Below are 12,424 nucleotides of genomic sequence, written 5' to 3' on the forward strand. Positions count from 1 at the left end.
TCACGGCAGGCGGTGGCGGGCCTGATAATAGGCCTGCCAGTGGGCTTCTTTATGCGTACCGACGCGCTGCTCAAAATAGCGGCGCAGGCGGGCGCGGTCGTCCTCGTTATCTTTGACAATTGTACCGGCGATGCAGTCTACCAGGTCGGCGGGCTCTCCGGCGCGAGCGGCCAGAAACCAGGCACGCACGCCGACGGCATGGGCGACGTTAACCGCTTCGGCGGTGGACATAATTGCGTTGAGAGTATCCATTGAGGTTTTCTTTCCGCCCTCGGCGCGCAGATCGCGGAAGGTCTGGACCAGCAGTTCCAGTACGGCATCGGGCACTTTATGCGGAATGCCGCTATGCGCCAGCAGGCGTGCCGACGCGTTAGCCACCAGCTCCAGCTCCTGCTGAAAATCCATGATTGGAAAGACGGTTTCGAAGTCGAAGCGACGTTTAAGCGCCGCGCTCATTTCGTTGACCCCGCGATCGCGGGTATTGGCGGTCGCAATGATATTAAACCCGGCGCGGGCATAGAGCAGGCTATCCTCACCGCTTAGCTCCGGGATCGCCATTACCCGGTCGGAAAGCATCCCCAGCAGGCAGTCCTGAACCTCCAGCGGCGTGCGGGTTATCTCTTCGAAGCGGACGATTTTCCCGTCGCGCATGCCTTGATACAGCGGGGCGGGCACCAGCGCCTGGGTCGAGGGTCCCTGGTTGATCAACAGCGCATAGTTCCAGGCGTACTTGATTTGATCTTCGGTAATCGACGCGCCGCCCTGAATGGTGAGCCCGGCATCGCCGCAGACGGCGGTGGCCAGCAGCTCTGAGAGCAGCGATTTTGCCGTGCCCGGCTCACCGACCAACATCAGGCCGCGTCCGGTCGCCAGCGTGACCAGCATCCGCTCGACGGCGGCGGGGCTGATAACCACTTTACGGCTGATGTCGCGAGCGCTATCGCCGAGGATAAACGCGCGCGCCGCAGGCAGGCTTAACTGCCAGCCGGGCGGGCAGGGGAAAGGGTCATTCTGTTGCAGCCGCGCGAGTTCATCGGCGTAGAGCACGGCGGCTGAGGGGCGCTGAAGATGTTTTTCCTGTTGTATCATCGTTTCTTCCTTAAAGAGACAGCGGTAATCGTTAGACCTTATTTATGCGCAGCAGATTGCGTGAGGTGCTTTATTTCTGAGCTTGATATATCGGATTATATTTAACGCAACATCTTCCTGCGTATCTTGTAGTTAAAAAGGCACATTAGGTTCGTGGGGCTAAAAAGCCAATATTCGACTCATGCGGTGAGTCGAATATTGTTGCTAATTGACTCACCTCGTTTGTCGCACTAGCGGGAAATAATCTCTATTGTGCTTAGCGCTTCGCTGAGATCCTGAGGATCGAGCCGGGAAAACGCAACGGGTTGTTCGCCGTAATAGAGCGTTATCGCGCCAAACTGCTGAGGAGCTTTAGCGTCTATGCTGTAGTGAACAAATCCCGGCGTGATTTCCAGTATCAGCCGATGCTGAGCAACATCGTAACAGAAATAGCTTTCGCTACCTTGCCACCAGCCCCGGCCGCGGATGCCCAGCAGCTGCCCGCAGGTCGTCGACCTTCCCTGCCAGCGCGTTAGCTTGCTGACTGAAGTTTCTTCCGGCAGCAGCAGGAGAGTATGGCGGGTCAGCTGACGGAACGGCGGCAATAGCTGGTAATCGGCAAAGAGTTGTTCAAACGCCGCCCGCGTCAGGTCGTCCATTTCCAGCGGATGAACGATGCCGAATAGTGCATCTTCCGGCAGCGTGATGGGCTCATCCTGGCCGTCGCAGAACTCTCCCTCGGCCGCGATGCGAAAAGCGGCGAGCAGGCGACGAGGCTCATTAGCGGCGTATACTCCCCATACCAGGCGGCGGGTCACATTGTGGGTCAGCGGGTGGTCGACGAACAGCGACTGAAACTCCGCGCGCGTCCAGCGCCGCGCCAGCCGCAGGGCATTTTCCAGATGCGGTAGCAGGCGTTTCGCCACGCGAGCGGCATCTTTTTTCAATCCTTTCAGCCGGAGCAGCGCTTCCGCGGCTTTTGTCTGGTCATCTTCGGCGCGCAGGCGCGGGAGGCTCTTTTGCCGCGCTCCCTGCTGGTCATAAATTACCGGCTGCAGATTTTCATCAAAGCGCACGCTAAAGCTGCGGGTACCGAAATCAAAGGTCAGCGCACCGGGATTATCCAGCCCCAGCGTCGGCGTAAGCCGATCCTGCAGCTGCTCTTCGCTCAAATCGCGCGCTTCGGCAATCTCTTGCAGACAACGTTCCGCGCTGTCGCGCAGCGGGCGGGATTTTGCCCGTTGCGAAATATGGTCCAGCTGCAGCAGCGACATATCGCTGCCGATGCGGGTCAGAAGATGCAGGCCGCTGGCGGCGCGGGCAGATTTCCCTTCCTGCGGCCAGGCGAGAATAAGTTGGGTTAAATCACGCACCGTACTCTCATCGCCAAAGATCCCCAGCGTCTGAAAAGCCCAGTTTTCTTTGCCGGGCGCACCGGCATTCTGCCAGGCTTTGAAGAGATCCCAGGCGAAAGCGGCCAGCGATTGAGGCTGACAGGCGGCTTTGACTAAATCCAGCCCGCAGTAAAAGTGGCCGCCCTGGGCGAAGCGCAGCATATCGCCGAGAATTTCCAGCGCATCGTCGGTCAGCGGCTGGTCGTTGCTGAGAAGCCGCGGCCTGCGCCAGAGCGCGGGCTGCCAGAAATCCGGCGCTTTCGGCGTGCGGGCCGGATAATTATCCAGCGGATCTTGCGTCAGCAACTGCTCCAGCGCTGGCCATAGCCTCGGTTCGTGCCAGCGTTGCGCCACCGTTTGCAGCTGCGCGTGATGGCCTTCCTGATACAGCAGACGCAGGGCGTTAATGGCCGCTTCGCGGCTATCGCCTGCTTTATCGAACGCCAGCGGAATTAACGCGGCGGCGGCGTGTTCCGGCCATTGCAGTAGCCACTGGCGGGCGAGATGGCTCTGCGCCTGAAAGCGCCGCCAGACGCGGGCCACCGGCAGCGCCAGCTCCGTTGCGCCGAGATGCATCAGCAGCGGAAAGATCACTTTTGGCCGATGCCGGAGCGCCAGCAGCAGGCCGGGCAGGGCGTCAGTCCCGAGGATGCTCAACAGGTATTCAGCGCCGACAAATTTGAAATTTTCTTCATTAATGCGCTGCCAGAGGGTTACCGCCTGCTTGCGGGGGAGCTGCATAAGCAGATAAAGATTCCAGCACTCGTTGGGGTGATAGCTTTCTTCGAGATAGTCTCGCCAGGCTTTGAGAAGCGCTTCGTTATCACCGCTGTGCAGCGCTCTGATAGCGGCTTTATCCCAGCCTGTTTTAGTCCTGTATGCGCTGTGCCACGGCGACCCTAAATGCCCTTGCTGTCCATTCAAAGTATATTGATGAAAAAGATAATCCATATCCTGAAAGCCCAGCTCCTCTAATACCACCTCACCTTTGCGGCTAATGCGCTCATGCAGCGGCAGGTCGTTAAAGAAGCAGGCCGGTTTGCCGGCGGCCAGCGCCTCCCGCTCTCCAGGCTGCCAGTACTCCTGCGGCGCAAGCTTCAGCGGCGATAGCGCAAAACGCGGCGCGGCGGCTTTTTTCTTTTTACTGCGCCACGGCGGCGAGAGCAGAATTTCCGGCAGGCCGGGGTTATCGACGGTCACCGTGACGCCTGCGGGCAGCGCCTGTCGGAACGTCGCCAGAAGTTCCCGCGCCTGCGCGCTTAGCCAGGGACTAACCTGTTCGACCAGCGGCGGATGCGTATTCAGCAGCGTCCGGAGCAGCATTCGCCAGCCCTCTGCGCGTTTTTTCTGCTGCTGCGGGAGCTTTTTCGCTTCAATATGCGGATAGCCCGGACGCGCGGGCGGCTCCGGTAGCGCCAGCAGCTCTGCCAGCGCCGCCAGCGTCGAGGCGGGAAATTGTCTGGCATATTTTGCCACGCGCAGCTGGCTGGGCTTGTTTTTATCCGCCACCAGCAGCAGCAGGCGAATAACCTGCGGATGGTTGATTTGCGCCAGCAGGCTACCGCAGTCGTCTTTATGCGCGTAAATCGCCAGCCTGGCGACTGCCGCCAGCCCCTGTTCACGCAAAAGCGCGGCGCAAGCGGCATAGCCGTAGCGGTTTGCAAAATAGCCATCGCTGTCCTGGCGATCGGTAAAAATATCACTCGACCAGGTTTCCTCAAGCTTCGCCAGCACGGCGGGGTCGGTGGCGACGGCTTTAAGCCACTCTTTTGACGACCGCCAGGAGTTGTCAATGCAACGTCCGGCTATTTGATTGGCGATATCCGGCCTTTCCGGCAGCAGCAGGGCGATAAACGGCTGGCGATAAAACGGCGTTTCGACCAGGCCGGCAATGAGCTTTTCGGCGCAGCGTTGCCAGACGACCTCTTCCGCCAGCGACAGATGTTTGCGCAGACGTAGATCGAACTCGCTATAGGTTTCAGAGTGGAGGCCGTAAACGTTCTCTTTCTGCGGATGACTGAACACCCATTTGCGCGGCGGGTATTTACTATGGCCCGCCGCGATATTCTGCCGGGCAATCACCACCTCGGTCGCGTACTCGACGCCGTGCAGCTGGACGATTTCATCCAAAAGCGCCGGGCTATCCTCTTCAGCCAGACGAGTCAGCACCGCCAGCGCGCGGGCGGGCATTGCCGCGCTGGCCTCGCCCACGCAGCGCATCGCCTGCGCAATCGCCTGTTGCCACTCAGCAGTACATTGTTCAGCTTCCCAGGCGAGGGGCTGACTGCGGGAGGCAATATCGTTCGCCAGCCGTTGAAGTCGTTCCACTTTAACCAGCGGCACCGGCTCGCCCGGCCAGCGGCGGTGGCTTAACGGCGTCTTGCCTTTTTTAATGGTCAGCTCCAGCTGCGCGTCATCCGCCAGCCAGGGTGGGGTTAGTGCGTTGTGCATAAACGTTCCTTGTTCTATTCAAATAGCCCTTCAATATCGTTGATCAGTTCGCTGAGGGCGACTTTATCCAGCTCCGAAAATCGGGCCTGCTGCGGAGCGTTGCCGCCCCAGCCGTACTGCCGGGCATTTCCGGCGTACAGCCAGACTTTGCTTAATAGCTGCTCGGTGCTGAGCTCATCCGGCAGCATGCCCACGGCGAAGCCTTCGTCGATTTCCATTACCAGCGCCCGCTGTCCCAGCGGTTTTAGCATCCAGCCGATCCAGCCAGCGTCCTGCGGCTCGCCGCGTAGCCAGCCTTTGTTCGCCAGCCCGATGACCCGGCCGCTCGGGCACTTGCGTCCTGCCCAGCGCGTCAGCTCTGTAGTCGCCAGCTCGGCGGGCGTCAGGGTGTAGCAGTTGCGATCGAGCTGACGGAACGGCGGCAGCAGTTCGTAATCGGCAAATAGCTGACCAAAAGCGGCGGCATCCTGCGGCGTCATTTCCAGCCGATGCGGAAGGCCGATACGAATGTCGCCGTCCGGCAGAGGAAAGAGATCGTCATCGGCATTGCTGTAGCTGTTGTCTTCCGCCACGCGGAAACAGGCCTGCAGGCGGTTGTCCTCACCGTATACGCCCCATACCAGGCGACGGGTGAGATGGCGTACCAGCGGATGGTTGACCAGGAACAGGTGGAAGTTCTCCGGCGTCCAGCGGCGGCGCTGGCACATGGCCGACTCCATCCGCGCGATTTGCTGGGCGGCAATCGTGCGGGCATCTTTTTTCAGGGCCTTGTAGCGATTGACAGCCTCGGCGGCGAGCGCGTTATCGTCGCTTTTATTCGGCTTCGGCAGATCTTTCAGACGGCTGCCGTTTTCATCCCGGACGTAGGGTTTGAGCGCTTCATCAAAGCTCACGATAAAGCGCCGTGGGCCAAAATCGAGGGTGAGCTTACCATCCTCATTCAGACCCAGATCGGGCGCCAGGCGGTCTTCCAGTTCTTCCACGGTCAGCCCGCGGCTTTCAGCGATATCGCCGATTTTCTCTCTGGCGCGTTCCTGCAGGGCTTTGAATTTTAGCTTCTGGGCGATGCCGTTAAGCTGCATCAGGGCGATATCCGTGCCGATGGCGGCGAGAATATCTAATCCGACGGTGGCGCGCTTATGCTGAGATTCGCCGGGCCAGGCGCGGATCAGCGGCGTCAGGGCCCGGGCGGTATCATCGTTGCCGAAAATCCCGAGCGCGGTAAACGCCCAGCTCTCTTTCGATGGCGCTCCGGCGGTTTGCCAGGCGCTGAACAGATCCCAGGCAAAGGCGGCAAGTGATTCGGCAGTACAGAGATCTTTAACCTGCTGCAGGCCGGGATAAATCCCCTCCTCTGACGGGAAGCGCAGCATTTCGCCGAGCGCTTTTATGGGGCCATCCGGCAGAGCCAGGCCATTTTCCCGCAGCAGCGGACGCGTCCACAGCGCAGGCTGGTAAAATGCGGGCAGCGGCGGAATTTTGGTCGGATGGTTATCCAGCGGATCGAGGGCGAGCAGGGCGGTAACGGCCTCCGTTACCGCCGGCTGATTGTAGCGCCGGGCGACCTCTTCAAGCAGCGGCTGATGGCCGTTATCCACCAGCATACGTATCGCCAGGCGCGCGCTGTCCTGCGCTTCGCCCGCTTTGCCGAGGGCGGCGGGCAGCAGGCCGGTAATCGCATGTTCAGGATAGGCCAGCAGCCATTCGCGCGCGCCTTCACGCAGCGATTTAAGTTTGTTAAAAGCGCGGGCGATGATGGGGGCCAGTTCGCTGGCGGCAAACCAGATCGCAACCGACAGGTTTTCCTGCGGATAGCGTGAGAAGGAGTGGATAAAGCCCGGCAAACCGGCGAGACGCAGGTGCGCCATCACAAAGTCTGCGCCGGTGTGGGGCTCCTGGCTGAGCGCGTTCCAGGCCTGTAGCGCCCGTCCGGCGGGCAGGGCGGCGAGCATGTACAGCTTCCACTCTTCCTGGCGATAGGTATGGGCATTCTTAAATTCCGCAATCAGCGCCGGATAATCCTGTCGTTGCCAGGCATCGATAGCGGCATCGGAGACATCTTCATAGCGATTTTGGCTCCGGTTCCAGCTGTGGAAACCTAAGCAGGACAGGAGCTCCTTTTCATCTTTTTCTTTGCCATTATCGAGCTGGCGGGCATACCAGCTACGCTGTTCGAGAAGCTGTTTGCTTGCCTCTTCCGTCAGCATACAGACCGGCTCTAATGGGAGCGGCGGCAGATTCAGCTGTGCAATGGGGGATTTTTTCTTTTTCGCCGCCCAGGGTGGGGTGACCAGCACCGGCGGGAGCATATCGTCGCGGGCGCACTCGGCCTGCTGGCTTAACTGCTGCTGGCAGGCTTCCAGTAGCGTCGCGGCCTGTGCAGAGATCCACGGCACAATTTCTCCGACTAGCCCCGGCTGCCCGCTGAGCAGGGTCATCAGCATAATGCGCCAGCGTTTCTCTTCTTTCTGCGTCAGCAGTTCAGCCAGCGCCGCCAGCGCGGCGTGCGGGAAGCGCGCGCTGGCCTGGGTCATCCGTTCGTGACAACGCTTACCCTGCTCGCTTGCGAGGATTAGCTGGCTCAGCGCCTGCGGATGGTTAATTTGGCTGACCAGCTTACCGCACAGATCGTCATGAACGTAGGGTGCGAAGCGGGCGATGCCGGCAACGCCCTGTTCGCGCATCACCGTCGCGTTCCAGACGCTGCCGTGGTAGTAGTCGTTAAACAGGTTCTCCGCCCGATAAGGCTCCAGCGCTTTGACGAGCTGCGGGTCGCGAACCACCACCTTCAGCCATTCCGCCGTTCTGATAGTTTTATGCGCCAGTACCCGGCGGGCGATTTCGTGGACGATATCCGGGCGATCGGGCAGCAATAGCGCCACCAGCGGCTGCTGCCCGATGGGCATATCCGCCAGCGCGGCGATCAGTTTATTCACGCAGCGCTGCCAGAGCGGTTCATCGGCCTGAGCCAGATGCGCGCGCAGGCGCACGTCGAGCATCCCGGGCCCGCGCGCGCTGGTGGGTTCTGAAAGGAAGGTCACCTGCAGGGTCTGGTAATTGTAATCAAAAGTAATGTGCTGCAGGGCAATAAACGTCTCGACGGCGTATTCCAGTCCGTAGACGTAAACAATTTCGTCCATCAGGTCGGCATTGTCGCTGCTGCGCCAGCCGCGACGCGTGGCGAGGGCGAGCTGCACCGCCAGCGCAGCAGGGGAGAGCGGGCCATCCCTAAGGGCTTCGTTGATGGTTTGCTGCCAGTAGGCGGAACAGTCGGCATAGTCAAAGGTCACGGCTTTCCCGGACTGCTGGTGGATCTCTTTGCCGAGACTCATCAGTTCGCTATCTGCAGGCGCGGCGATCGGTGGACCGGGAAAGCGGCGTGAAGGGAGCACATCTTGCAGCAGCTCATCTGACAAAGCCAGTTCGGCATCGTCCGCCAGCCACGGACGAGCTATGTCTGCAGGCACGGTGGCGCATGCGGGCGGCGGCGCAGCTGGGGTAGATGCCGGTTCCTCCGGCAGGCTGGCTGCCGCAGACGGCGTGGTTTCACCTTGCTCAACGTAGCCTTTGCGGTTTTTTTCATTGATCAGCTTCTGCCCGGCCTTACTGGCCGCTGCCGCGTCGGCAAAGGTTTTAATCTGCTTCTGGCCGCTGGTACCCACCTTCCCCCAGCTCAGATGCAGTTCGTTATCCTGCTGCTCAACCGCCCAGAACTTATGTGATTTTTCATCCTGATAAATAAACGTTTTCATGACTAAGTCCTTTTAATCGAATAGCGATTCGATATCGTTAATCAGTTCGCTGGCGGCGATAGCGTCGAGCGTTGCGAAAGCAAAGGTCGGTTTGCCGTAGTCAATATCGCCTTTGGTAACGATTTTCACTGTCTCGAACGGGATGAGTTCGTCGTAGGTGGTTTCTCCATACAGCAGCGAAAAAGGTTCCACTTCCAGCACCATGTCGCCGCTGGCGGCGGGTTTGAACATGCCGCAGATGCTGCCGCCATCTTCTATTCGCTGCCAGCCTTTGCGCTCCAGTCCGACGATGCGCCCGGCCTGGCACTGGCGTCCGCGCCAGCGCGTTAATTCTGTGGCCCGGTTTTCGCTTTCCGTCAGGCGATAGTGGTTGCGATCGAGCTGGCGGAACGGCGGCAGTAGTTCATAGTCGGCATACAGCTGGCCGAAGGCGGCGGCGTCTTCCGCGGAGATTTCCAGCACGTGCGGAAGGCCGATTTGCCCTTCAGGCAGGCTGAACGGGTTATCTTCTGCATCGCTGTAGCTGTTATCTTCGGCGACGCGGAAGCAGGCCAGCAGGACGTTTTCCTGGCTATAGACTCCCCAGATCAGGCGGCGGGTGAGATGGCGCACCAGCGGATGGTCGACGAGGAACAGGCGGAACTGTTCGGCGGTCCAGCGGCGGCGCAGGCACATGGCGGTTTCCAGACGCTGAATTTGCTGGGATGCGATGGTACGGACATCTTTTTTCAACTGTCTGTAACGACTGACGGCCTCCGCAGCCCGCGGTTCATCGTCGCTTTTGCCGGGCTTCGGCAAATCTTTCAGGCGTCGGCCGCTTTCATCGCACACAAAGGGTTTCAGAGCTTCATCGAAGCTGACTGTAAAGCGGCGGGGGCCGAAGTCGAGAACCAGAGTGCCGTTGTCGTCCAGTCCGAGATCCGGGGCGAGGCGGTCTTCCAGCTCGGCAATGGTCAGTTCACGCTGTTCGGCAATTTGCTTGATTTTGTTCTGTGCATTCTCCTGTAGCGCCGCAAATTTGATTTTTTTCGCAATGCCGTTTAGCAACATCAAAGCGATGTCGCTGCCGATTTCTGCCAGAATGTCCAACCCAAGCGCTGCGCGTTGATGTTGTGATTCTCCAGGCCAGGCACGGATGAGCGGCGTCAGCGCTCGCGCGGTATCGTCATTACCGAAAAAGGCTAATGTTGTGAAGGCCCAGTTCGCTTTTGAAGGGCCTCCGGCTTCAATCCAGGCGTTAAAAAGATCCCAGGCAAAGTTAGCCAGAGATGTTGGAGTGCAGATGCTTTTTACGGTATTCAGTCCGGCGTAAAGTTTCACTTCGCGTGGGAAATTCAACATATCGCCGAGGTAACGCATGGCGTTATCCGGCAACGGCAACCCCGAGCTTTTGAGCTGTGGTCTGCGCCACAGTGCAAATTGATAAAATTCAGGCAAAGGCTGAATTTTCGTCGGGAAATCGTGAAAGTCTCCTGCGTCGAGAAAGGCTCCCAGTGCAGCGATAATCTCCGGTTGTTGATAGCGCTGTGCTATTTGGGTTATCAGAGAACGGTGATTATTTTCGGCCAGTAATCGCAAAGCTTGTTGAGCGTCGTCCCTGTCTTTGCACGCTTTTCCTAGCGCTACGGGCAATAACCCGGCAATGGCATGTTCGGGATACTCAAGTAACCAGCTTCGGGCGTCTTCGCGCAGCGTTTTTTTGCGGCTGAAGTTTTGTGCCATCGGCAGTGCCAAATCGGTTGTGCCGCAATAGGGGGTAAACGGCCACAGCGACTGGCGATCGTGTTTAAGATAACGGACAAATATCGGCAGGGCATCGATGCCAAAAATGGGTAAGATCCCCTCTTCGCCTTTGTGAGGTTCATCAGCCAGAGCATCCAGCAGGGCTAATGCTTGCTCGCGCGGCATCCAGGCCAGCAGATACAGCTTCCATTGCGAATACTGCTTACCCGTATACTGATGGAACTCATTTATCAAGGTGTCATAGTCTGCACATTGCAGGGCTGTGACGGCGCTTTGCGGAATGGGGACTTTTTGCGATGTGCCAGGGGTTAACTGTTGCCACTTTTCAAACCCCAGACGCCACAGAAAGTTTTGTTCCGGGGTGAAAGGCTCCGTCACTTTTTCCCAATGATAGCTTTCAAATGGCGGCAGGTCCGCGTACCTGAATTGGCAGTGGTAATCACTGTAATCGTAGCCAGTTAGCTCTTCCGTTATTGCCGGCGTCAGGCTTAGCGTAGAAGTGACGGGGAGTATTGATAGTTTGAATACTGGTGATGCGCTTTTTTGATTTTGCTTTAGCCACGGCGGGGATACCAGTATTTCTGGTAGGGTCTCCGGGCTGGCATATTCTGCTGATGAGTCGCTATGCGGCCGCGTCGCGGTTAACGTTTCTGCGGCGTGTGCGTCAATCCATGGCAGAACTTGCTCTACCCGAGCTGGTTCAGCGCTGATGAGTACCGTTAGCGCTTTGCGCCAGATCGGATCTTCATAGCTCGTCAGCAGCGACGCATAAGCGGCAATGGCTGCATGAGGATATTTTTGACTGGCCTTACTTAAATATCCCAGGCGCTTATTTTTGTTGCCGGCACCAAGAATTAATATCTTAAGCGCATCCGGATGGTTCGTTTTAGCTAACCACTTAGTGAAATAGTCAGTAGCTTCAAGCTCAGGTAATTGGGTGCTTGCTTCCTTTTCGTCCAAATCGTTGACGAGTTGACTTACCCCGATCATGCCTTGGTTGGCTATCAATGTGGCAACATAGGGGAGAAAGTGAGAGTAAAGTGGAGGCAACGGATATTTTTCTAGCGTAATCAGTGCAGAAGGGGCATTGACAACCATTTTCAACCACGCCATTGCCGGAATCTCTTCTGCGGCGAAACGTAATGCTATCTCATTGGCGATATCCGGACGCTCTGGCAACATCAGTGCGACAAACGGCTGCATAGCGGGAGAAAGCTCAGGAATAGCAGCAATCAGTTTTTTGACACAGCGTAGCCACTCTTCCTCTGGCGCTAATGAAAGATGATGACACAAGCGCGGGAGCCAGTCGGGCAGATATTCTGTTTCGTTAACAGGAAAGTCGCTACGTACGACAATTTTCTTAAGATCATCATCGTACTTGCATGCCACTTGTAGGGTATGACAGGCGATCTCAACCGTGGTTTCAAGCCCGTATTGCGTCACAAAGAGGTCGATTAAATCACCAGAATAATAGCCCATTTGCCCGAGAAGAGCCGCTTCGGAAAGCAGGCTTCCGGTGGATTGATTATGCTTAATCCGTTGGTGTAGTTCAGCGTAGGCCTGTTCCCAGGCCGGTGACGTGAAATGATAGTCGGATGGCCTGAATTCGGCTTTATCATTCCTGGTAATGCGTTGCCAAATCTGATTGCCGTCCGGTGTGGTATTAAACGGTCTGGAACGGTTACGGTGAGGGAAAGCAAACCAGCCGATCTCCTCTGTTAGCGGTATATGGGCATCATCAGCGAGCCAGGGTCGGTTATTAGATTGGCTAGCGACAGCCTGGGGCGGGCTTTTTTCCGCCGCGGTATTTTCTGCGTAGCCTTTTCTTGTCTTCTCACCAATCAGTTTCTGTTTGGCTTTTGCAGCAGTGGCGCTATCGGCAAAGGTTTTAATCTGGCTCTGGCCGCTGGTGCCGACCTTGCCCCAGCTCAGATGCAGCTCGTTATCTTGCTGCTCCACCGCCCAGAATTTATGTGATTTTTCGTCCTGATAAATAAAAGATTTCATTTTCTTCCC

At 57.8% G+C, this 12,424-nt stretch carries 4 protein-coding genes; all 4 read right to left on the reverse strand.

The features are described 5' to 3' along the window. Positions 1-1,089: an ATP-binding protein gene (locus KO1_RS00400; protein WP_047720868.1), complete on the reverse strand. Its 1,089-nt coding sequence runs from the start codon at positions 1,087-1,089 to the stop codon at positions 1-3. A 230-nt stretch (positions 1,090-1,319) separates the two neighbouring features. Continuing rightward, positions 1,320-4,913: a DUF4132 domain-containing protein gene (locus KO1_RS00405; RefSeq protein WP_064406800.1), complete on the reverse strand. Its 3,594-nt coding sequence runs from the start codon at positions 4,911-4,913 to the stop codon at positions 1,320-1,322. 14 nt (positions 4,914-4,927) lie between these two features. After that, a complete protein-coding gene (locus KO1_RS00410; RefSeq protein ID WP_047720870.1) occupies positions 4,928-8,665 on the reverse strand; it encodes a WGR and DUF4132 domain-containing protein in 3,738 nt (1,245 codons plus the stop codon). A gap of 12 nt (positions 8,666-8,677) precedes the next feature. Next, positions 8,678-12,415, reverse strand: coding sequence for a WGR and DUF4132 domain-containing protein (locus tag KO1_RS00415; RefSeq protein ID WP_047720871.1), 3,738 nt, complete (start codon positions 12,413-12,415; stop codon positions 8,678-8,680). Between the last annotated feature and the right edge of the window lie 9 nt (positions 12,416-12,424).

Origin of the sequence: Klebsiella oxytoca NBRC 105695 (assembly GCF_001598695.1) — a bacterium.
Classification (GTDB): Bacteria; Pseudomonadota; Gammaproteobacteria; order Enterobacterales; family Enterobacteriaceae; genus Klebsiella; species Klebsiella oxytoca.